The 24020-nt window shown below is 42.1% G+C and carries 13 protein-coding genes; 3 read left to right on the top strand and 10 right to left on the bottom strand.

Annotation, left to right across the window (positions count from 1 at the left end; translation table 11 throughout):
- Positions 1-300 precede the first annotated feature (300 nt).
- From AC570H_RS14465 to AC570H_RS14455, 3 genes are all read right to left on the bottom strand, one after another.
- A complete protein-coding gene (locus tag AC570H_RS14465) occupies positions 301-1959 on the bottom strand; it encodes a M1 family metallopeptidase (protein ID WP_497356008.1) in 1659 nt (552 codons plus the stop codon).
- A gap of 111 nt (positions 1960-2070) precedes the next feature.
- Positions 2071-3942 (bottom strand): CocE/NonD family hydrolase, encoded by a 1872-nt coding sequence (locus AC570H_RS14460; RefSeq protein WP_497356006.1) that lies wholly within the window; start codon positions 3940-3942, stop codon positions 2071-2073.
- A gap of 3 nt (positions 3943-3945) precedes the next feature.
- Positions 3946-5820: a CocE/NonD family hydrolase gene (locus AC570H_RS14455; RefSeq protein WP_497356004.1), complete on the bottom strand. Its 1875-nt coding sequence runs from the start codon at positions 5818-5820 to the stop codon at positions 3946-3948.
- A gap of 376 nt (positions 5821-6196) precedes the next feature.
- Here AC570H_RS14455 and lpdA point away from each other — a divergent pair, with 376 nt between their 5' ends.
- The 3 genes from lpdA to AC570H_RS14440 all read left to right on the top strand — a co-directional run bounded on the left by lpdA (position 6197) and on the right by AC570H_RS14440 (position 10600).
- A complete protein-coding gene (lpdA, locus tag AC570H_RS14450; protein ID WP_497356002.1) occupies positions 6197-7603 on the top strand; it encodes a dihydrolipoyl dehydrogenase in 1407 nt (468 codons plus the stop codon).
- A 166-nt stretch (positions 7604-7769) separates the two neighbouring features.
- On the top strand, positions 7770-9290 hold the full coding sequence (locus tag AC570H_RS14445) for a choice-of-anchor I family protein (RefSeq protein ID WP_497356000.1): 1521 nt from the start codon (positions 7770-7772) through the stop codon (positions 9288-9290).
- Between the two features lie 122 nt (positions 9291-9412).
- Positions 9413-10600 carry an MFS transporter gene (locus AC570H_RS14440; RefSeq protein ID WP_497355998.1) on the top strand — a complete coding sequence of 396 codons (1188 nt, stop codon included), beginning with the start codon at positions 9413-9415 and terminating at the stop codon, positions 10598-10600.
- 416 nt (positions 10601-11016) lie between these two features.
- On the opposite strand, the gene AC570H_RS14435 is transcribed toward AC570H_RS14440, so the two are convergent.
- From AC570H_RS14435 to AC570H_RS14405, 7 genes are all read right to left on the bottom strand, one after another.
- Positions 11017-14472 carry an efflux RND transporter permease subunit gene (locus AC570H_RS14435; protein WP_497355996.1) on the bottom strand — a complete coding sequence of 1152 codons (3456 nt, stop codon included), beginning with the start codon at positions 14470-14472 and terminating at the stop codon, positions 11017-11019.
- A gap of 108 nt (positions 14473-14580) precedes the next feature.
- On the bottom strand, positions 14581-15666 hold the full coding sequence (locus AC570H_RS14430) for an efflux RND transporter periplasmic adaptor subunit (RefSeq protein WP_497355994.1): 1086 nt from the start codon (positions 15664-15666) through the stop codon (positions 14581-14583).
- A 21-nt stretch (positions 15667-15687) separates the two neighbouring features.
- On the bottom strand, positions 15688-17025 hold the full coding sequence (locus tag AC570H_RS14425) for a TolC family protein (protein WP_497355992.1): 1338 nt from the start codon (positions 17023-17025) through the stop codon (positions 15688-15690).
- Positions 17026-17029: 4 nt separating this feature from the next.
- The gene (locus tag AC570H_RS14420) at positions 17030-17650 is read right to left on the bottom strand and encodes a TetR/AcrR family transcriptional regulator (protein ID WP_497355990.1); all 621 of its coding nucleotides are present in this window, start codon (positions 17648-17650) and stop codon (positions 17030-17032) included.
- Positions 17651-18343: 693 nt separating this feature from the next.
- The gene (locus AC570H_RS14415) at positions 18344-21532 is read right to left on the bottom strand and encodes an efflux RND transporter permease subunit (RefSeq protein WP_497355988.1); all 3189 of its coding nucleotides are present in this window, start codon (positions 21530-21532) and stop codon (positions 18344-18346) included.
- A gap of 56 nt (positions 21533-21588) precedes the next feature.
- Positions 21589-22656, bottom strand: coding sequence for an efflux RND transporter periplasmic adaptor subunit (locus tag AC570H_RS14410; RefSeq protein WP_497355986.1), 1068 nt, complete (start codon positions 22654-22656; stop codon positions 21589-21591).
- An 8-nt stretch (positions 22657-22664) separates the two neighbouring features.
- Positions 22665-24005 (bottom strand): TolC family protein, encoded by a 1341-nt coding sequence (locus tag AC570H_RS14405; RefSeq protein WP_497355984.1) that lies wholly within the window; start codon positions 24003-24005, stop codon positions 22665-22667.
- Positions 24006-24020: the final 15 nt, after the last annotated feature.

Below are 24020 nucleotides of genomic sequence, written 5' to 3'. Positions count from 1 at the left end.
GTTCTAATTATAAGACGCAGGCCTTATATGAAAAGTTGCATGGCTGGAGAAAAAATTAACCGATCGTTCTCCAAGGCCTGATCCGAGAGCGGCGATTTTGTCATTCCGAGTGTAACGAGGAATCTACTCGAGGGTAGATCCTTCACTTCGTTCTGGATGACAAACCCTCCGCGATCTTACTCAACAGATCCTGAATCGGGGTTCAGGTGATGATAGAAGAAAAATTAAAAAGCTAATCTAGTTAACCCAGATTAGCTCTCTATTATGCACTGTTGGTGAAGTATACCAACAAAGGACTAATTACTCTGCTTTTTTAACTTTAACGTAGAAATTAGGTTCTGTTTTAAAGTTGTCCATATTTACAGAAGCGTCTATTTTAACAGTTTTCCAATCATTGGTTGGATTGATCAACGTATAATCATCAGCTTTTAATGAGACTTTCACTGGCATATCAAATCCTTTTACATCGGTAATCCAACGGTAAGACAATATACCGTTATTGATTTTGTACTCCAATACCGGGATATTCGAATACCTTAAATATTGGTCAAAAACCTTATCCAATTTGATGCCGCTTTGCTTCGAAATGTAATTCTCAATGTCGGCGGTGGTTACGGTTTTATGGTAGAAGGTCTGGTTCAAACCTCTTAAAATCGACCTGAATTTTTCGTCATTGTTAATCAGTTGGCGGATGGTATGGATCATGTTCGCGCCTTTTGGATACATATCTCCGCTGCCTTCTTTATTTACGTTGTAGGGGCCGATAATAGGAGAACGGTTGCCTATACCTTTGCGCAAACCAATGGCATAGGTGTCGCCGGCTTTTTTGCCTTGTGTAGATTCGGTAAACAAGGCCTCCGAATAGCTGGTGAAGCCTTCGTGTACCCACATATCGGCAATATCCTTGGTAGTAATGTTATTGGCAAACCATTCGTGCCCACTTTCGTGTACGGTGATGTAATCCCATTTCAACCCTAAGCCGGTACCTGACAAATCATTGCCCAAATAGCCTTTTTTAAATTGATTGCCATAAGCAACGGCACTTTGGTGCTCCATGCCTAAGTGTGGGGCTTGAACTAGCTTGTAGCCATCTTTATACCAAGGATAAGGACCAAACCAGTGTTCAAATGATTCGAGCATCGGTTTTACGTCTGCATCCCAATGTGGACGGGCTACTGCACTGTCTTCTTTTAATGCCCAATAGTCGATAGTTAATGGGCCTTTTTCGCCATTATAGGTGTCGGTCCAGTGGGCATATTTGCCGATATAGAACGATACGGTATAATTGTTAATCGGATTGGCAACAAACCAGTTGTGCTGTTTATAGCCATCAGGTTGATCTACTACACTACGCAGGCGACCGTTAGAAACTTCGTCAAGATCTTTAGGCACTGCAATACTGATCAGCATGCTGTCAACCTCATCGCTTTGATGGTCTTTGGTTGGCCACCACACACTGGCTCCCAAACCTTGGCAGGCCACAGAAACGAAGGGATTGCCCGCTTTGTCTTTTTTAAAGATAAAGCCACCATCCCAAGGCGGGTTACGGGCAACTTTTGGATTGCCGTTGTAAAATACCGTGAAACGATCTTTGCTGCCTTTTTTAATGGCTTTTGGGAAAGTAACAAATACAGCCCCAAATTCACGGGTGTAAGGAAGTTCGGCACCTTTGTAAACGATCTTGTCTATTTTAAGGTTTTCGAACAGGTCGAATTGCAATTTGGTGAAATCTTGAGTGGCTGTAAAGGCAAATTCATTGCTGCCGCTTACCGATTTTTCGTCCAAATTGATCTTCACATCCAGGTGATAGTAATTGATGTCGTAACAGGTGCGCAAAGGCGTAAGCATTCCCCTCAGTGTATCTGCACGGGTATAGGTTTTTTTTGAGGCCATTAACTGGGCATTTGCTGTAATACCGAACAGCAACAGGGAAAGGGCCGATAAAAGTATTCGTTTCATCTATTTTTTTATTTGTTTTTAGTGATCAGATGGAGCCTTTGACGATTAAAATAATTATTGCATTGTGTGTTAACAATTATTTTAATCGTGTCGGGTTCATTATATAGCTTATTATGGTTTTAAAACATTAATGGTAATAAAGGAACTGTTAAAGGTATCGTGATAAATTTTATGCGTTGCTTTCTGGAAATCCTTCGGCTCTGCCTGATAAATGTCCATAAATTGTTGCGGATTTCTATCGGCTAAAGGAAACCACGAGTTTTGGATCTGGATCATGATGCGGTGGCCTTTTTTAAAGCTATGGGCTACATCTGGCAAGGGATAATTCACTTTGGTGATGGCACCAGGCACAAAAGGTTCAGGCTTTTCGAAACTGTTGCGGTATTTGCCGCGCATAATTTCGCCTCTTACCAGCATTTCATAACCGCCCATTATCAGGTTTTTAGGATTTGGTTTAGGGTTAGGCGCATCTTCTGGATAAACATCAATCAGTTTCACTACATAATCGGCATCGGTACCCGTTGTAGAAACTACCAAATTGGCCAAAACAGGACCGGTTAGGGTGATGTCTTCAGTTAGCACATCAGTTTGATAGGTTTTTACATCTGGCCTGCGTGAGGCAAAGCGCTGATCGTCTATCATGTATTCGCGCGATCGACTTGACTGAATGCCATCCTGATAAGGCACCGGCTGATTGGGATCGCTTACATATTCATCCCAGCTATCGGTACGGCCAACTTTTTCGAAAGCCAATTTGCCGTTAGGATGCAGGTACAGGTTTTTGCTTTCTGTTTCGGCTGGTGGCCAAGAACTGAATTTTTTCCATTCGTTGCTGCCTGTTACAAAGATATTGGCCTCGGCTCCGTTAAAGCTGCCTTCGCCTTTGAGGTAATATTTAAAGAAAGGAAGTTCTAAGTTCTCCTGGTAGTACGTACTGGTGGCTTGGCCAAATTGGATATCGCCAAAGCTGCTGCCTGTGCTGCGCACCCAACCCCCATGGAACCAAGGTCCGGCTACCAAAATGTTTTTGGCTCCCGGGTTTTGTTTTTCAATGGCTTTATAAGTGGCAAAAGTACCATAAGCATCTTCGGCATCGAAAAAGCCACCCACTACCATTACCGCTGGCTTTACATTGGTTAAATGTGGTAAAATAACTCTTGCTTTCCAGAAGGTATCCAAGTCTGGGTGTTTAAATAAATCGTTCCAGAACTTAATGCTGTCGGCAAAATATTTGTCTTTAAGATTTTTAACGCTTCCTGCCTCTAAATAAAAGCGGTAGCTGTCTTGAATAGGAAATTTGAAGCCTTTCGGGCCTTTGTCTGGCGTAATCGGTTTTGGGCGAGGCACACCGAAGCTGCTCATAAAACTAAAGGCATCCTGTAAGAATAAGACACCGCGATGGTGAAAATCATCACCCATGTACCAATCGGTTACCGGTGCCTGTGGCGATACCGCTTTTAAGGCAGGGTGGGCATTGGGCAATGAAGTGGTCGAATAAAAGCCAGGATAAGAAATGCCATAGATACCCGCATTGCCATTGTTGTTTGGTATGTTTTTAACCAACCAATCAATCGTGTCGTAAGTATCGGTACTCTCGTCGATGTCTTTTTTGCCTTTTTTGGTGGTTTGTGGCCTTACATCTTCAAAATTACCTTCACTCATCCATCGGCCACGCACATCTTGATAAACGAAAATAAAACCTTCTTTCATCATTGCGGGGAAGTAGCCCAAGCTCAGTTTGTATTTGTCTTCGCCATAGGGCGCAACGGTATAAGGCGTACGGTTAAGCAGGAATGGATATTTTTTGCTTTGGTCTTTCGGAATATAGATAGACGTAAACAATTTAACGCCATCGCGCATTGGAATTTGCCTTTCTATTTTGGTGTAATGGCTACGCACATAAGCAGAATCTGTCTCTTGGGCAAAAACTGCAGCAGATAGGCAAACTAAAGCTAAAAATAGGATTGATTTAAGGTTTGTCATGGCTTATTTAATTACATCAACTTCGATGAAACTATCGTTAAATACGGTCTGTGTAGCTTTGATATAGTCGGCATCTGTTGCTTTATAAGGATTGGCTACAAACTTTTGCGGATTGCGTGCGAACAAAGGGAAAGCCGTGCTTTGTACCTGGATCATAATGCGGTGACCTTTTTTAAAGGTGTGCAACACATCTTGCAAACGGAAGTTCACGTCTGTTTTTTGGCCTGCCACCAAAGCCTCAGGTTTTTCGAAACTGTTGCGGAAACGAGCCGGCATAATTTCCGAACGTACCATTTGCCAATAATTGCTCAAGGTAATGTTCTTGTTCGGCATGTATGGGTTGTTTTGCTCGTCGGCAGGATAAACATCGATCAGTTTCACAAAGAAATCGGCATCGGTACCGGTAGTTGCAATTTTAAGGTGCGACATGATTTCGCCACCCAAGGTTATATCTTCTGTTAAAACATCGCTTTGGAAAACCAACACATCTGGTCTACGGCCGGCAAAACGCTGGTCCTCGCTCATGTAATTGTGAGGAGTAAAGCCAGTGGTAGTGGTGATATCTTCAGTATACGGAACCGGTTTTAACGGATCGCTCATATAAGAAACCGAACCAGCACTCTGCGCTTGGGTAAAAGTCAGCTTGCCATCGGCACCCAAGAATAATTTTTGCTTGCTGACATTAGTGGCTGGCCATTTATCGAATTTGTCCCATTTTTTTAAGCCGGTATCAAACATGTAGGCTTCTGGCAAACTCGAATTTTTGTCGCCATTACCTTTTAAAAAGTGGCTGAAGAATTTCGATTCGATCTCCCTTTGGTAAAAAGTAGCAATGCTGTCGCCAAAATATACATTGCTGTGCATGGTATGTCCGGTTTCGCTAGACCAGCGGCCATGGCCAAACGGCCCCATTACGATGGTATTATAGGCATTAGGATTTTTCTTCTCAATGGTTTTATAAATGTTCAACGGACCTGAAAGATCTTCGGCATCGAACCAGCCGCCAACCGTCATTACTGCGGTTTTTAAGTTTGGCTGGTAGTGTTTAAGCAAACCTCTTTTTTGCCAAAACTCATCATAGCTTGGATGGTTAACCGTTTCCTGCCAATAAAAATTGTCTTTGTAATATTTGTCGGCATTGGTTAAGGGGCCAAGGTCTAGGCCGAACTGATAACCATCTCTAGTACCAGGTCTAATCGTTTGGCTACCATACCAAGCGGTAGTTGTGGTATCTTTTTTCTGAACCCCGAATACCGGGAAAGTAAAGAAATAGCTTTGTAAGAAGGCGCCATTATGATGGAAATCGTCGAAAAAGAAATCTGAAATTGGAGCTTGAGGCGATGAGGCCTTTAGTGCCGGGTGATTGCTTAAAATACCTGCAGCGGTATAAAACCCAGGATAAGAAATACCCCATTGGCCTACATTGCCATTGTTGTTGCTTGCATTTTTGATCAGCCAATCGATGGTATCATAGGTATCAGAACCTTCATCAACATCGGTTTTGGCTTTTTTGTTATCAATAACCGGCGTCATATTGGTAAAAGTACCTTCGCTCTTGTAGCGGCCACGTACATCTTGGTATACAAAAATATAACCCTCTTTCATCATGGTAGCAGATGGACCTAAACGATTGGGATATTTGCCAACGCCATAAGGAGCGATGCTATAGCAGGTGCGCTGCATCATGATCGGGTATTTTTTCTGTGCCGAAGCATCTTTTGGCGTATAGATAGCCGTGAAAAGCTTTACCCCATCGCGCATGCTGATGTAGGTTTCGGTTTTGGTGTAATTGTCTTTCACATAGGTGTTTTGGGCCATGGTACAAGCAGACACCAATAGAAAGCCAACCAGTGTAGTGATCAATTTTAAGCGGTTCATAATTAAAGGATAGGTTATAAACTATAAATATAGAAAAAGCCCATTTCAAAAAGCGAAGTATTTAAAGAAGTTACATTTTTAGGCTAGGTCTGGAAGTCGGAGGTCAGGAGTCAGAAGTCCGGAGTCAGAAGTCCGGAGTCGGAAGTCGATAGTCGTGGGAGGTAAGAGGGAAGATGGAAGATGGAAGATGTGGTGGTTACGTAGCAAAGGAGTTGCTTTGAGAGCTATCAGAGCGGGAGGGCAGCGTGGAGATGGATAAACAAGATGTCAATCCTCCAATCGGCCATTGAACCACGGGAGTGTAACATTCCGAAAATCAGGCTCAAAACATTCAAACCTATTCCTTAACTTTGTGCCACAAAAAAAGATCTTTACTATGCAATACGATGTAGTTGTTATTGGCTCGGGACCGGGCGGTTATGTAGGTGCCATCCGTTGTGCACAATTAGGCCTAAAAACGGCCGTAGTCGAAAAATATAAAACTTATGGCGGTACCTGCTTAAACGTGGGTTGTATTCCATCAAAAGCCTTATTGGATTCTTCTGAGCATTACCACAATGCAGCGCACACGTTTACTACGCATGGAATCAATCTGAAAGATCTAAAGGTAGATATGAAGCAAATGATTGCCCGCAAAGACGATGTGGTGTTGCAAAATACTGCTGGTATCACTTACCTTTTCAAAAAGAACAAAATCGATGCCTTTGAAGGCGTAGGTTCTTTTGTAGATAAAAACACCATTTTGGTAACCAAATCTGATGGCTCTACCGAAACCTTGAGCGCTAAAAACGTAATCATTGCTACAGGTTCTAAACCTACAGCATTGCCGTTTTTGCCAATCGATAAAAAACGCATCATCACTTCTACCGAAGCCTTAAACATTAAGGAAGTGCCAAAAAGCATGATAGTAATTGGTGGTGGGGTAATTGGTTTGGAGCTAGGCTCTGTATATGCCCGTTTGGGAACCAAGGTTTCTGTGGTTGAGTTTATGCCGTCTATCATCAGTACGATGGATGCGGGCTTGGGCAAAGAACTGCAACGCGTTTTGAAGAAAAGCTTGGGCATGGAGTTTTACATGGGCCACAAAGTAACTGGCGCAACCACCAAAGGCAAAACCGTAACGGTAACTGCCGATAACCCGAAAGGCGAAGCCATTAAGCTAGAAGCCGATTACTGCATCGTTGCCGTAGGCCGTACAGCTTACAGCGAAGGTTTAGGTTTAGATAAAATTGGAATTACTGTTGAAGAAAGAGGCAAGAAAATTCCGGTTAATGATCATTTAGAAACTTCGGTTAAAGGCGTATATGCCATTGGCGATGTAATTAAAGGCGCCATGTTGGCCCACAAAGCCGAAGACGAAGGTATTTACGTGGCCGAAACCATTGCTGGTCAAAAACCACACATCAACTATAACCTCATTCCTGGTGTAGTTTATACTTGGCCAGAGGTTGCTTCTGTAGGATATACCGAAGAGCAATTGAAAGAGCAAGGCGTGAAATACAAAGCGGGTTCTTTCCCTTTCAAAGCAAGTGGCAGGGCCAAAGCGAGTATGGATACCGATGGCTTTGTTAAAGTATTGGCGGATGTTGCTACCGACGAAGTTTTAGGTGTACACATGATTGGTCCACGTGCGGCCGATATGATTGCAGAAGCTGTAATTGCAATGGAATTCCGTGCTTCGGCCGAAGACATTGCCAGAACTTGCCATGCACACCCAACTTTTACTGAGGCCTTAAAAGAAGCCGCCTTGGCTGCTACTGATAATAGAGCGATTCATATTTAGTCGGAAGTCTGTAGTTAGGAGTCCGAAGATATAATTGAACATCCCGTGGTTTTTGCTACGGGATTTTTTGTTTTTGGTGAGTTTATAATTTGTTAACAGAATGATAACGGGGCGCGAACAATTCTGTGTCAACGGCTAAATATTTTTGCCGTAAAACAGATAAGACATGAACTCAAGAAAATTATTTAACGCATTGTTAATTGCGACAGTGGCTTTTGCGTCTTGCAAAAAAGACAAGAAAACCGACGATCCAACTCCAGATCCTATTGTTGCAGAAGATCCGGCAAGTTTTAAGGAGACTGCCACTATTGATTTAGGTGGCGAGGCATCTACAGAAATCGCAGCCTATGATCCGGCAACCAAAAGACTATTCGTGGTTGATAACGAAACTACTGCCAAAGTAAACGTGATTGATTTAAGCAAGTATCCAACCGTAACCAAAATCAAAACCATCGATTTTGCAAACAGCAGCGCTGCAACAAGCGTTTCTATCTATAATGGTTTCTTGGCAGTGGCCTTAGGTGGCGCAACCAGACAAGATAACGGAAGCATCGCCATTATAAAAGCCTCGACCTATGAAGAAGTAAAAAGGGTAGCGGTTGGCGCTTTGCCAGATATGGTAACTTTTAGTCCAGACGGCAACTATATTCTTTCTGCAAACGAAGGCGAACCGAGCATGGATTACACGATCGATCCGGTTGGTTCAATCTCGATCATCAACGTAAAAGACAACTATTCGGTTAAAACCATGGATTTCTCTGGCTTCGAAAACCAAAAAGCAGCTTTAATGGCGAATGGCTTTAGGGTATACGGACCAAATGCTACTTTGGCCAAAGATACCGAGCCAGAATACATCAGCGTTACGCCTGATAGCAAAAAGGCATACGTAACCTTGCAAGAAAACAATGCCGTAGCCGAAATCGACATCGTTGCGGGCACCATCAACAAAATCATGCCTTTGGGCACCAGGGATATCAGCTTAGCAGAAAATGCTTTCGATGTAACAGAAGACAATAAATATGAGGCGAAAGCCTGGCCGTTAAAGGCTTATTATTTGCCTGATGCCATTTCTTATTTTACAGCTGGCGGTACAGGTTATTACGCTTTGGCCAACGAGGGCGATACCAGAGAATATGATGCCTACGAAGAGGAAACAACTGTGAAAAAGGTAAAACTCGATGCAGTTAAATTTCCAAATGCAGCTACGCTTCAGCAAGATGCCAACATGGGTAAGCTCACCATTACAAAATCTGCCGGCGATACTGATGGCGATGGCGATTACGATGAGTTGTATGCGGTTGGCGGAAGAAGCTTAAGCATTCACAACGCTTCTAATGGTCAGGTGGTAGCCAATATTGGAAAAGACCTAGAGCAACTTGTTGCCAATGCAGGTAAATACGATGATAAACGTTCTACCAAGAAGGGTGTGGAAGTTGAAGGTGTTACCGTTGCGCAAGTAAACGGACAAACCTTGGCATTTATTGGCATGGAGAGGGTAGATCAGATTGCAATTTATAATATAGACAATCCGGCTGCCCCAAAATTTGTGCAGTTGTTTACTACCGGTGATGGACCTGAAGGCCTTCTTTTTGTAAAACCAAAAGACAGTCCGAATGGCAGAAGCTTATTGATCGTTTCGGGCGAGTACGATGGAACGGTTAAATTCTATCAGCCAGATAAATTATAGGCTCATAATTCCCAACGTCATATCAAAATCAAAAGCCAGTATTTTTACTGGCTTTTTTTGTGGTTTTCTCGGCTAATTTGAAGAAATTTGCATTTCTATTTTCTATCCCTTAATTTCTACCCATGCCTGAAAATGCCGACCCCATTCTTGCTTCAACTGCAATAGTTCATCCTTATAGCAAGAAAAAAGTACGGTTGTCGGTCTCGCTTTTTTATTTCGGACAAGGCCTATGCTTTGCTTCTTGGGCCAGTAGAATTCCAGATTTAAAATCAGCGCTGCAGCTTTCTGATGCACAACTGGGCAGTATTTTATTGGCTCTGCCTTTGGGACAGCTACTTACCATGCCTATTTCTGGACGTTTAACCACCATTTTTGGCAGCAAACGCATGCTGACTATCGGTGCTCCTTTGTACGCATTGGCTTTAACCAATTTGGCTTTGGCCAATACGGGCTGGCAACTGGCACTGTTTCTGTTTCTGTTCGGCATTACGGGCAACCTCTGCAACATTGCCTTAAATACCCAAGGCGTAGCTGGCGAAACCTATTATGGCAAGCCTATCATGACTTCTTTTCACGGCGCATGGAGCGTTGGTGGTTTTTCGGGTGCACTGGTAGGCCTGCTGATGACAAGTTTGCATTTATCGCCTTATATGCATTTTTGCATTATTGCTATTCTTGCATTTGCACATATCGCCATTAATTATCGGTATTTGTTGGAGGCCAAAAAACCTACCCAAACCGAAAAACCAAAACTGTTTACCAAACCTCAAGGGGTATTGGTGCAATTGGGCATTATTGGGTTTTGCAGCATGGCCACAGAAGGAGCGATGTTCGATTGGAGCGGTGTTTATTTTAAGGAAATCGTTCAGGCGCCACATGCGTTGATCATTTTAGGCTATACTTCTTTTATGATCATGATGGCTACGGGCAGGTTCCTGGGCGATAAGGTCATTGCTGCTTATGGCAGAAAAAGATTGTTGCAGGTAAGTGGAGTAATCATTTCAACAGGCATGTTTTTATCGGTTGTTTTTCCTTACCTCGTGCCAGCCACTATTGGTTTTATGATGGTGGGAATAGGCGTATCGGGCATTGTGCCAATGGTTTACAGCATAGCTGGAAATAACACCAAAGTAGCTCCCGGCATTGCCTTGGCCATGGTTTCGGGAGTAAGTTATTTTGGCTTTTTAATGGGCCCGCCCTTAATTGGCTACATCTCGGCATTGTCTAGCCTGCGGTATTCTTACGCCGTAATTGGTTGCTTTGGTATTTGCATTAGCCTGATTGTGGCAAAGGTTAAGGCCATTAGGTAATTGGTTCATTAGTGGCTAGCTGATCAGAGGATTGGCTGATTTCTGGACTTGTCATGCTGGACACCGATCCGGCATCTAAACTCGAAAGGATCTTTTTCTATTGCTTTGAAGCGCAATACCCTTGTTTAGGTTAACGTCAGTCCAACTTTTCGCTGTATCTTTTTTGCCAGCAAAGGCAAAAAAGGATGCCGCTTCAATTTGGGCTAGTTTATGTAGGCAGGTGCAACCAACATAGTTGCTGCATTTGCCACGGCATGCTGCCGTGCTTTTCAAAAAACCTTCAAAATCGTTACCCCAGGTTAAAGGATAAATCTATCTCGAGGCAGATCCTTAGCTACGCTCTGGATGACAAATCAAAATAAAAAGCCCTTTAATCTTTTGACTAAAGGGCTTTAATTGTTATAAATTGAGGGAGTTTAGTGCGCTGGACTATCTGTTTCAGGGTGTACATCAATGTGCGCCTCTTTTGCAACAGGTTTTTTCTTGAACCAGCCTTTAATGGCCCTCGAATTTTTATCCATTACGATATACATACAAGGAACCAGAATCAGGGTTAAGAAAGTAGCAAAGCTCAAACCGAAGATCATTGTCCACGATAATGGCCCCCAGAATGCTACGTTATCGCCACCAAAATAAATGTGTGGATTTAATTCTGTAAACAGTTTAACAAAGTCGATGTTCAAACCTACTGCCAAAGGAATTAAACCTAGCATGGTAGCTGTTGCAGTAAGCAATACCGGTGTCATACGGGTACGGCCAGCTTCAATCACTGCATCTTTTACGGTACTTCCCTGACTAATCAATAGCTCGGTAAACTCTACCAACAAGATACCGTTCCTTACCACGATACCCACCAAGGCTACGATACCAAGCATCGACATCATTACCGAGAACGGCATGTTAAAGAGCATACAGCCACCCAATACACCAATCAAACTGAACAATACCTCTACCAAAATAATGATAGGCTTGCTGATGGAATTGAATTGCGTTACCAAGATGATCAAGATCAAACCAATGGCGGTTAAGAAAGCGGTACCTAAAAAGCCCATGGTTTCTGCCTGTTCTTCCTGGTCGCCGGCCATTCTGATTTCTACGCCTCTTGGTACCTTAAATTGAGCAACCTCTTGAGCCACATTGGCCACCACTTGATTAGGGTTGGCATCGCTCAATACGTTTGATGAAAGGATAATAATTCTTTTTTGCTGCTTGCGCTTAATGCCACCGTAGGTATTTACATAGTCGATATTTGTGAAAGAAGAGATTGGCACTTGTCTGATTTGCCCACCCATGGCCATATCGCGATAAGTCATCTTCATGTTGCGCAATACTTCCAAGTTGTTTTTCTGGTCGTCTTGAGCACGAACGTTGATTTCGTAATCCTCTTTGTCATCCCTAAATTTGGAAATTTCACGCCCATATAGAGCTGCACGCAAGTCAAGTGCAATTTGACCAGTGTAAATGCCTTCACGATTAGCCCTTTCTCTGTCGATATCAAAAATTACCTCAGGCTTGTTGTTCTGGAAGTCTGATCTCAATTCCTCCACACCGGCAATCTGCTTATTTACCAAATATTTCTTTAATTTTTCTGATGTGTTTACAATCGAATCCAGGTTATCGCCTGTAATTTCGATACTGATTGGCTTGGCTGTTGGTGGACCGCCTTGTTCTTGGGCTACAGATATCTGAGCACCAGGAATGCCCTTAACGGCTTCCCTTATTTTATCCAGATAGGTGGCCGTATTTACACCGTTACGCTTGCCAAATTCAACAAAAGCTACGGTCACTTTGCCCTTATTTGGATATTCGCCCTGATCTTCATCTTGTGGATCGGTTACACCTACGGTTACGTTCGAAATAATTGAGGTAACCACCGGATCTACACTGCCATTTTTAGTCAAAACTGCAGTAACTTTTTGTTCAACATTTCTTACTACTTCATTGGTATAAGCTTGGTCGGTACCTACCGGCAGACCTACATATACATACACGAAGTTTGGATCGGCAGAAGGGAAGAAGATGATCTTTTGTCGTCCACTGCCTACCAAGGCACCAAAAACAATTAGGGTTAAAAAGAACAAGCCGAAAGTTCCCCAAATTAGTTTTTTAGGATGCTCAACCGCCCAATGCAATACTTTTACATATCTATTTTGGAAACCAGGCCAAACCTTGTTCTGGAATGTTTTAACTGCATTAGTTAAGAAGAAATGGTTGAGCAGGTATAATAAGGCTAAGAAAACTACAAAGTTACCTACGCCAATATTAATCAGGTAACCTATAAGGGCAATACCGCCCATAATCAATAGGGTTTTTCTGGTCTTCTTGTCGAAATGTGGCTTTTTATTGGCCGAATGGTCGTCATGTGTCATAAAATCTACCGCAAATACTGGGTTGATGATATAAGCTACAATCAATGAGGCAAACAAGGTTACAATTAAGGTAACCGGTAAAAAGAACATGAACTTGCCAATAATCCCTGGCCAAAACAATAAAGGGAAGAAGGGAGCTAGCGTGGTTAAGGTACCTGAAAATACCGGAACGAAAACCTCACCTGCAGCTGTTTTGGCTGCCTTTACAATAGGCACCTTGCCATTGTCGAAAATACGGTGGGTATTCTCGATTACCACAATCGCATCATCTACCACAATACCCAATCCCAACAAGAAAGAGAAGAGTACGATCATATTCATGGTAAAGCTGAAGCCGAATAGCCCTCCCAAAAATGGCATTGCCAAGAAGGCGATGAACATGGAAAGTGGTACAGACATGGCCACAAACAGGGCATTGGTTACCCCCATAAAGAACATCAGAATGATGGTTACCAAGATAAAGCCAATGATAATCGTGTTGATCAAATCGTGTAGGGTTACACGGGTTTGGTCAGATTGATCGCCAGTGATTTTGATCTCTAAGCTTTTTGGCAAAGAGTGCTCTTTCATATCGGCAATAATCTGATTGATTTTATCAGAAGCTTCGATTAAGTTTTGGCCAGAACGTTTTTTAACGTTAAGTGTAATTACGTTCTTGCCATATAAGCGGGCATAACTATTTTGTTCTTTAAAGGCATCCTTTACTTCAGCAATATCTCTGAGGTATACAGCGGCGCCGGTAGGGGTTTTAATGACCAAGTTGGCAATCTGCTCTGCATTTTTAAACTCTTTTTTAATGTTGAGCGTACGGCGCAGGCCATCCATTTTTACAGTACCGCCCGAAGCATTAACGTTTTCGCCACCTACAGCATTGGCGATGTCTGTAAAAGTGATTTGGGCGGCAGCCATTTTGTTCATGTCAACCGTGATCTGGATTTCTGGATCCAAAGCTCCTACGATGTCAACACCCGAAATTTCTGGCAAAGCCTCAACTCGGTCTTGAATGTCGTCGGCATATTCTTTCAGTTTCTTCAAATCGAAATTTCCAGAAATGTTCAGGTACATGATCGGCAAATCAGATAAGTTGATGTCTTGAACTACAGGATCGTCTGGCAAGTCACTTGGCAAATCTGGTTTAGCTTTGTCAACCGCATCTTTTACGCGTTGTTTGGCGTCTTTAATATCTACATCTGTGCCAAATTCTGCAGTAATGATAGAGAAATCCTGATAAGAGTTGGAAGTAACTTTCTTCAAACCCTGTGTACCCTTGATTTCTTTTTCCAATTGCTTGGTCACCAATGTCTCCATATTCTCTGGGGAGGTGCCAGGATAAGTGGTTTGTATAAAGATTTTCGGAATGATTACTTCCGGAAAGTTCTCTTTTGGTGTAGAGTTGTAGGCAAATATACCTGCAATCGTAATCATGATAGTGATGATATAGATCGCCGTTTTATTATCGATAGCCCAACTCGAAGGTTTAAACTCTTTGTTAACGTCTTTCATTGTTCATGGTTTAGTTTTGAATGATTGAGTTTTGAATGTCAGAATGATTTCGACATGTGTCTATTTCCATTCACTATTCTTTCATTGAATCATTCCTTCATTCACTAATTAATACTTAACCGGATCGCCTTCGTTCAGGTCTTCGATGCCAGTTGTTACGATTTTATCGCCGGCTTTTAAGCCTGATAATACTTCGGTTTTGCCATCAATCGTTCTTCCAACCTTAATGGTGGTGCGTTGCGCTTTTCCGTTAACTACAGCCATTACATATTTTCCGTTCTCAGCATTTTGAATAGCATTAACAGGAACGATAATGGCATTAGGGTTGGAGTAATCCACAACCTTTAATACCGTAATCATATTGGCACGGTATTTTTTGTTCGATGGCAGGTTTACCTCAATGTTAAAGCTTCGCGAAGCCTGATCAACCACTTTTGATGCAAAAGATACTTTGGTGGTCAAGCTGTCTTGCAAGTCAGGGAAAATAACCCTTACATTATCGCCTTGGCCAACTTTGCCCAAATAAGCTTCAGCAACCTGTGCCTTGGCTTTTAAGGTGCTGGCATTGATGATCCTGATGGCTTGCATGCCAGGTGCAGCAGATTGGCCAACTTTCAGGTCCATTTGCTCTACGCTACCAGAAATAGGCGATTTGATTTTGTATTGAGCCAATTGAGTACGCAATACGCTCATCTGGCGCTCTAAACCTTCTTTTTGGCTTTTGGCGTTTAGGTATTGTACCTCGGTGCCGATTTTTTGATCCCAAAGGTTTTTTTGGCGATTGTATAGATTGGTTGATAAATCTAAGTCGGTTTGCATTTTCGCAATGTTCTGACGTAAAACATTATCGTCTACCTGCGCCAATACCTGGCCTTTGCTTACGGTTTGACCAATCTTGGCATAAACGGCAGTAACAATACCCTGTACTTCTGGGTTCACCTCTACGTTTTGCTCGGCATCGACTTTGCCTTGGATCTCTATGTAATTGTTAAAAGCTGCAGATTTAACATCATAAACCGTTACGTCTTTGGTTGCCGACGAATCCTTGCCTCCAACTTCTTTCTCCAGTTTGGCAATTTGGCCATCTAGCTCTGTGCGTTTCTGTTTTAGCTCAGCTAATTCTGCTTTTTTGTCTTTTGGCTTAGAGCAGGCGGCCAAAATTGCAAGGGCTGAAATGAATAATACTCTTCTCATTATGTGATGATTTTGTAAGGTTTAATAAATAATGTTTCCTAGGGCTTTATCCAGATTTACCTTGTTGATGAGCATATCGTATAAAGCATTGATATAGTTGTTTTGGGCTTCCTTAAGCGAACTTTCGGCGGTGGTTACCTCTAAATTTGAACCTACGCCTTGTTCATATTTGATATTGGTTACGCGCAATACTTCTTTAGCCAGTTCCATGTTGCGTTTTTGGTTGTCCAATGAACGCTGTCCATTTAGGAAAGTGGTTTGTGCCTCTGTAACTTCTAAGTTGATTGAGTTCTGCAAGTCGTAAATTTTGTTCTGCGTTTTAAGAGCCGCTAGCTTTGCATTGCGTAAATCGTATAATTTTTGTCCGCCAGAGTAAATAGGAATAGCCAGCTTTAAGCCAATAACCGTAGTAGGAAAGCGCGTGTCATAAAGGTTAGAAAACTTATCATTCTGGTATTGGGCAGAAGTGCTTCCGAAAGCTGATAATGTTGGCAAGAACAGGCTTTTGTAGCGTTTTACATCTAACTCATCCAATCTTTTTTGGGTTTGTAACAACGAATATTCAATCCTGCGCGAATAAGTGGTCGTGTCGTTTAATATTGCGGTCTTATCAATGTTCACGTCCCCAATTTTATCAGTTAAGATCAAATTGCTATTTACGCTCATGCCCATTTGAAATTTCAGCTGACTTAGGTTTAAGGCCAATAGCCTAATTACATTTTCCTTTTCAGTTAATGCGTTGTTGTAAAGCACACTTAATCTATCTGCATCGATTTTTTCTGAAAAACCATTTTTAAACATAGCCTCAGTATCGTTCAGCGATTTTTTCAGACGTACAAGATTGGCATCTGCCAAGGTTAATTTTTCGGCGCTAACCAAAACAGAATAATAAGCTTTGGTTACGGCTACAGCAGTTTCGATCCGCGTACGGCTGGTATTCTTAACCGAAAGCTCTTTATAGGTTTTAGAAGCTTTTAGGCCTACCAAATAAGAGCCGTCAAATAGAAGCTGGTTCACATCTAAGCCAACCGATGAATTGTATTTTACCCCAAATTTTACAGGAATAAAAGTGCCTGGCTGGTTAAAGAACTCTCCTGGCAATAAGCTGGTAGCTACTTTAAGGAAATCTTGAAAGTTGGCATTCGCGCTTACTTGTGGCAAACCAATCCCGATTGTCTTTTTAACCGTGTTTTTGGCTATCTGCTCGTCAATTTGGGCATTCAAAATGCTAACTTGATGTTGTTGCGCATAGTTGATCGCCTCTTGCAAGCTGAAACTGGCCGTTGTATCTTTTTGTTGGGCTTGGACTGGGATGATCCAACTTAAACAAAAGAGTAAAATGTAAAGTTGTGGTTTCATAAAATTATACTTGTGTTGTAGGTTTTTGTTTGTAAAAATGAATGAGTTCTACTCCTTTTTGGTTGCAAATTCCATAAAGGAAATGTTCGGTTATTTCTAGCATTACCTGAGCCAGATTGTATTTGTTCTTCGTGTAACTGTCATGCTGGCTAAAAAGAAGGTCTATCTGTTCCAAGCGCATCTGCGTAATGATGTCTAGTTTCATCTCGCTGCGGTAAAGTCCTTCTGCTATGCCACGGGCCAAATTGTTGTTAATCGCTGTTGTTAATGTATTTTCTTTAAACCCTTTAAATATCAACCAGGCTTTGGGATGATATTTTTGCAGGTCGTAAAAAAGTTTGGGGTTCATGTTAGACAGCAATTGGCTGATGTTTTCCATCGCAAAAAAGATTTCGTGAACCGCATTTTCCGAGTCTGAAGCACTTGCCTTTACTACGCAGTCTTGGTTGCCTATCTTTTCTTTGATCAGGATGTTTACGAGCTCATCTTTGTCACTAAAATGTTGATAAATGGTCTTCTTCGACATGCCCAAATGTTTGGCAATATCGTCCATGGTGACGCTCTTAAAGCCGAATTGGCAAAAAAGCTTGTCGGCCTCTTCAATTATGTATGCTTTGATTTCCAATCTGTAACCCTTCTGAATTTACATAATCAAAACTATGGAAACTTTTTTTAAACTAAAAGTTTCCGTCGAAAAACATTTTATTCACACATTAGTTTCCGCTCTCCCTTATTTTTTACTCGACAAAAGAAACCATTAATTAATAAGTAAAAATGATGTTGTCGGCAAACGGCGGTTTTGAGTAGGTGAATGGAGGGGTGGGTGAAGGTTAAAGGTTTAAAGGCCGAGGATAAAGGGAGATTGAGGAATGGGAAGTAGAGGATGGAAGATGGACGATGGGAGATGTAAGATGGGAAATGGAAAATGAAGGTTTTAGATATTGGCTCTTGTTGGTTTTGTTTGAAGCGCAATATTTCTACGGTTGTTAAAAGCAGTCCGGCTTTTCGCTCTATCTTTTTGCCATAACGGCAAAAAAAGATGCTGCTTCAATCCTGGCTATTTTACCTAGGCTTGTGCATTTAGTTGCAGTACCATTGTTCCTAAACTTGATTGAAACGAATCCCGATTTTATATCGGGAGCAGTGAAAAGCAGGAACAGCTTTAACTAAGAACCACTGTCCTTGCTTTCCAATAAGAACTAGCCACAAATTAACAGATTTCATATATGCCTAAGCATTTGGAACGATGTCGCATAAAAAAAGGAGCCGATTGCTCGACTCCTTTTCAAAACTAAAAGTATATAATTGGGATATTATATTAATGCTCTAAATCGTACTCGTGTACGTCTTTGTGCGTGTATGGCTCTACCATCATTTCGTCAATGGTTTTGCCTTTTTTGTTGAAGCCCAGTTTATCCAACATCATATCGAAGATCAGGTAAACTACTGGTACAACGATCAAGGTTAAAAAGAGCGAACTGGTTAAGCCCCCTACAATTACCCAGGCCAAACCGTTTTTCCATTCGGCACCGGCACCACTGGCCAATGCAATAGGAAGCATACCAAAAATCATGGCGATGGTCGTCATCAAGATTGGTCTTAAACGCGCATGGTTGGCTAGCACCAAGGCTTCGATAGTCGATTTGCCTTCTGCTTTCATGTGGTTGGTAAAATCGACCAGGATGATTGCGTTTTTCGCTACCAGACCCATCAACATGATCAATCCCAAAATGGTAAAGATACCAATCGAGTTATTGGTCAGGGCCAAGGCAAGGAAGGCACCGATAAAGGCCAATGGCAAGGAGAACATTACTACCAACGGATAGATAAAACTATCGTAAAGCGCCACCATAATCAGGTATACCAAAATTACAGAAGCCAATAAGGCGATACCCAAAGTACCAAAACCTTCAGCTTGGTTTTCTTGATCACCCGCCCAAGTGTAGCTTACGCCAACTGGAGCCTTTAATTTTCCGTTCTCTTGTAAGGTCTTCAGCTTTTCTTGAAACTCTGCTACTACCGTTCCTGTTGGCCTACCAACGGATTGAGCCTTAACAGATACTGAAGTAGATTTATTTAAACGCTCCAACTGACTTGGGCCAGAGCCTTCGGTAATTGTTGCAAACTGAGAAAGCTTAACTTGTTGGCCTATACCATTTACGAAGATCAGGTTACGAACATCGTCTATGTTTTTACGGTTGAAATCCTGATACTGGATGTTAATGTCATACTCGTATTCGCCTTTTCTGTACTTGCCGTCGGTATTGCCGCTAAATGCAGTTTGCATGGTTCCACCCACGGTTTGCAGGTTTAGGCCCAAGGCCGACATTTTATCGCGGTCTACTTTTACATTGATCTCTGGTGTTCCTTTTTCTACAGACAATTTGATCTCGGTTGCACCCGGAATGCCTGCCAATACCTTTTGGGCACCTTCTGCATATTTCAAAGCGCTGTCTAAATCAGAACCCATTACCACCAATTGGATAGGCGCGTTTTCTGCGATACCCAAAATACTGATCGGAACGGTTTTAACTTTGGCACCTACCAGTTCTTTTGCCAATTCACGGCTCATTCTGGTGGCGAAAATATCTGAAGATACACCTTCACGCTGATCGCGCTCTACCAATTTTACATTGATCTCAGATTTATAGGCCGTTGCCTGTGTTCCTCCAAAATCGCCGGTTGCCTGACCTACAGTAGTAATCAGCTGTACAATTTCTGGCTGTTTTTGTAAGAAGGCTTCGGCTCTTTGGCTGTAAAAGTTGGTCTGCTCTAGCGAAGCGTCTTTTGGCAATTCGATTTGTACCAAAAACTCGCCTTTGTCTGATTTAGGGAAAAACTCGCTTCCTATAAATCCGGCTCCAGCTAAATACATGGCGCCAACAAATAAGATTACAACCGCAGCAATGGTACGTCTTTTATGGTTTAAAGACCACGTTAAGATAGACGTAACCCAATGGGTGAATTTTTTAAGCTGTTTTTCGAACCATAAAATGAAACGACCAAACATGTTTTTGCCTTCAATATGCTCCAATTTACCAAACCTTGAGAAAAGCAAAGGTACAATGGTGAAAGAGGCCAATAACGAGATTAAGGTAGCCAAAATTACCACGATACAGAACTGGCGCAAAATGTTAGATACCAAACCTGTACTTACGGCAATCGGGAAGAACACCACCACGATTACGAAGGTAATGGAAACTACGGTGAAGCCGATTTCTCGTGTCGCATCTGATGCAGCCCTCACTTTGTTTTTGCCCATCTCCATGTGTCGCTGTATGTTTTCCAGTACCACAATGGCATCATCTACCAAGATACCTACCACCAATGATAAGCCTAAAAGCGACATCAAGTTTAAGGTAAAGCCAAAAAGGCTGATCCCGATAAAGGTTGCGATAAGGGAAGCCGGAATAGAAACCATTACAATTACCGCATTTCTGATGCTATGCAAAAAGAAAAGCATAACGAAGGCCACCAATACTACGGCCAGCATTAAATCGTGGATTACCGCATCTGCCGATTCCAAAGTGAAAATCGAACTGTCGTTTACTATTTTAATATCAAGCTTGTTGGCCTTGTATTCTTCTTTCAGCTTGGCAATAACGGCATGTACACCTTTACTAACTTCTACCGCATTCGCATCGCTTTGTTTGATGATCTGAATGGCGATAGCGCCCTTACGATCGATGCGTGCAATTTTCTCAGTTTCTTTTTGTGCATCCTGTACGTCGGCTACATCGCCTAAACGAATTTGTGCGCCGTCATTTCCGGTAGTTAAAACCAGGTTGCGCATTTCGTCAATGCTTTGGTATTTACCCGATAAACGGATCAATACGTCTTGGTTTTGTGTTTTAACACTACCCGTAGGGAAGTCAAGGTTAGAGGAAAGGATCATCTGTTGCACCTGAGGCACCGAAAGTCCGTAGCCTTGCAGTTTATTGGCATCTAATGCTACTTGGATTTCGCGCTCCGAACCACCAATTAAATTCACCTGCGCAATACCGCTTACCCTCGAAATTACCGGGGCAATACGTTTATCGATCAAATCGTAAAAGGTAATATCGTCCATATTGGCAGAAGCCGACATGGTGATTACCGGTAAGTCGTCTAAAGAGAATTTACTTAACGACGGTGTTTTAACGTCTTCAGGCAAATCGGCAAGGATAGCATTTACCTTACGTTGTGCATCGTTCAGGGCCACATCAATATTGGCCTTGTCGGTTAGCGTAATGGTTACGGTAGACAAACTTTCGAATGATACCGCGTTTAATTTTTTGATGTTCTCCATTGACGATACCGCATCCTCTATTTTCTTGGTCACGGTATTTTCTACCTCGTTTGGCGATGCCCCAGGGTAGATGGTAGAGATGGATACTACGTTGTTAGAGAACTTTGGCAATAGTTCATAGCCCAACGAAAAGTAACTCAATAGCCCCAGTAGGGTAAGCGCGGTAAATACCACAATTACCAGCGAGGGCCTTTTTATAGAAATATCTGTTATCTTCATTTTGTTTTAATAGTGCGTGCGTTGTGCGCAGGCTAATTCATAAATGTAATGTTTGGCTATTTCACTACGCTAACGGCAGTACCTTCGGCAAGGTTGATTTGGCCACTGATAATTACAGTTTCGCCAGCTGCAAGGCCGTCTAAAATTTCAACGTTCTCGCCCAAAATTCTGCCACTTGTTACATTGCGTACTTTTGCAGTATTATTGGTTTTATCCAATACAAAAACCTGGTTGCTGCTTACGCTGCCCACAAATGAAGTACGCGGAATAAGAATGCTAGGTGCCTGTTGAGGGAAGTTGAAAACAGCAGTGCCGTACATTCCAGCCTTCAAGCTGTTTTTGGTATTGTTGGCCACTTCGATTTCAATTGGGAAATTTAAGGTAGCATCTGCTTTAGGCGCAATGAAAGTAATTTTGCCATTGAATTTATCAGTAGGGAATACCGATGATTTGATATCGATCTGATCGCCTAATTTCAAATTGGCCACCTGCGATTCGTTTACGTTTACTTTCAGTTTCAATTTAGAAACATCAACCAATTCAAACAATTGGGTTCCTTGTGCAGTTACAAATGCACCTACTTCAATGTATTTTTTATTTACGATACCATTGATTGGCGATTTGATGCTCGCATCGCTCAATTTTCTTTGCGAAGCCTGTAAGCGAAGCTTGGCATTTCTGGTGGCCAATTTAGCCTGATCCAATTGTTGTTGGGTTACTCCGCCGGTTTGGTAAGAACTTTGGTACCTGGCTTCGTCTTTAAGTGCATTTTGATAAGTGGCTTCGGCAGTTTCTCTGTCGGTATTGATGATTTCGGCATCTATACGCGCTAAAACCTGTCCTTTGCTTACTCTATCGCCTTCTTTTACATAAATGGCGCTCACACGACCGGCATTTTCAGAAAGGAAGTTCAATTCTTGGTTGGCTGCAAAATTTCCGTTTACGTTGAAATCCAAGTCAACCACCTTTTTTTCTACAGTTGCTATACGAACAGCTACTGCACCGCCACCTTTGGCAATATAGGCAGTTTTAGCTTCGTTCTTCTTCTTGTTGTTGCTAAGAACCAGGGCTATTGCAGCAAGGGCAACAGCGATTACAAGGATTATGATAATTACTCTTTTCATCTCTTTTGTTATTGTACTAGCGATTTAATATTTCCGTTTGATTTGATTAATTGTATTTCGGCAATTTTATAGTTTAATAATGCCTGGTTATAGCTGTTTTGGGCTTGGGTTAACGAGTTTTCTGTTTCCAGCAAATCGGTTAGCGAAGCCAAGCCATTGTTATAGTTGTTCTGTGTACTTTTGTAGATCTCCTGGGCCAAATCTGCATTTTTGCGTTGTGCATTAATAGTGCTCAAGTTGTCGCGCAATTGGATTTTGGCATTCTCGTAAGCCAAGTTTAGCGAGTTGGTGGTGTTTGTCCTGTCTTCTTTTGCCTTTCTGATGTTTACATCTGCCTGGCGAATTTTAGAACGGGTTAAGAAACCATTAAAGATCGGCACCTTAAGCGTTAGGCCTATAGCCGAAGAGCCAAAGCCGATTGCCGTACTGTTCGAGCTTAAAAAATCAAAACCATTGCTCTGGCTAGAGTAGGTATAGTTTCCTGTTAGGGCCAATGTTGGATAGTATTCAGAAACATAGGCTTTTCTCTGCAACGACAACAATTTGTCTTGGTTGTTTAGCAATTTGATTTCGGTTCTGTTCGATAAATCAACTGCATCTACCAATTGTGGCAAAGTGCTTACTTGAGTAAGCTCGGTAGCGGGCAAGGTAATCGGTGTAGCCACCGGCATGCCCATGGCATATTTCAATTGGTTTTCTAATTGTGTAATGCCATTGATCGCCTGTTCACGTTGCGTATTCAGGTTGGTCAGGTTTACGTTGATACGATCTACGTCGATCTTTTTGGCCAAACCGTTTTTGTACTGATTGGCAACGATTTTTTCAACCACCTTCACGTTTTTGATGTTGGAGTCTAATACTTCCAATTGTTGCCTGTTTACGAGTACCTGATAATAGTTGTTGGCTACCAATTCTATAATCTGTTCTTCAGTTAACTGAGCAGTAAGGTTATAGTATTCTTCGCTTGATTTTGCAGCTTGCAAGCCTGTAAAAACCTGTTGGTTGAACAATTGCTGCGAAAGCTGAACGCCGGCAGATGAATTCCACTTTTGTCCGAACTTTAAGGTTTGCAGCTGACCACCAAAATCAACAACTTGTTGTCCGATAATGGGATTATAAGTTAAGCCGGCTGTACCTGTCAATTGTGGCAGGGCCTGTGCCCTTACTTCTTCAACCTTGTATCTGCCTCCTTCAATATCCAACCTCGACTTGCGAACATTGGTGTTGTTTTGCAGTGCAAAATTTAAGGCATCCTTTAAGGTAATTTGCTGCTGCGCGTTTACCATTTGTGGCAAAACCATCCCTGCGAGCAGGATGAAAATGAGTTTTGCCTTTTTTATTCTAAGCATGTTATAAATTGATTT

The organism is Pedobacter sp. B4419 (assembly GCF_059693725.1).
The sequence above is the reverse complement of the archived record's forward strand: the minus strand, read 5'-3'. Positions and strand labels throughout refer to the sequence as shown.

Coding starts and splice junctions, on each gene's coding strand:
- AC570H_RS14465 (WP_497356008.1), bottom strand. CDS start 1,959: ATGAAACGAATACTTTTATCGGCCCTTTCCCTGTTGCTGTTCGGTATT.
- lpdA (WP_497356002.1), top strand. CDS start 6,197: ATGCAATACGATGTAGTTGTTATTGGCTCGGGACCGGGCGGTTATGTA.
- AC570H_RS14415 (WP_497355988.1), bottom strand. CDS start 21,532: ATGAAGATAACAGATATTTCTATAAAAAGGCCCTCGCTGGTAATTGTG.
- AC570H_RS14440 (WP_497355998.1), top strand. CDS start 9,413: ATGCCTGAAAATGCCGACCCCATTCTTGCTTCAACTGCAATAGTTCAT.
- AC570H_RS14460 (WP_497356006.1), bottom strand. CDS start 3,942: ATGACAAACCTTAAATCAATCCTATTTTTAGCTTTAGTTTGCCTATCT.
- AC570H_RS14445 (WP_497356000.1), top strand. CDS start 7,770: ATGAACTCAAGAAAATTATTTAACGCATTGTTAATTGCGACAGTGGCT.
- AC570H_RS14410 (WP_497355986.1), bottom strand. CDS start 22,656: ATGAAAAGAGTAATTATCATAATCCTTGTAATCGCTGTTGCCCTTGCT.
- AC570H_RS14435 (WP_497355996.1), bottom strand. CDS start 14,472: ATGAAAGACGTTAACAAAGAGTTTAAACCTTCGAGTTGGGCTATCGAT.
- AC570H_RS14430 (WP_497355994.1), bottom strand. CDS start 15,666: ATGAGAAGAGTATTATTCATTTCAGCCCTTGCAATTTTGGCCGCCTGC.
- AC570H_RS14455 (WP_497356004.1), bottom strand. CDS start 5,820: ATGAACCGCTTAAAATTGATCACTACACTGGTTGGCTTTCTATTGGTG.
- AC570H_RS14405 (WP_497355984.1), bottom strand. CDS start 24,005: ATGCTTAGAATAAAAAAGGCAAAACTCATTTTCATCCTGCTCGCAGGG.
- AC570H_RS14425 (WP_497355992.1), bottom strand. CDS start 17,025: ATGAAACCACAACTTTACATTTTACTCTTTTGTTTAAGTTGGATCATC.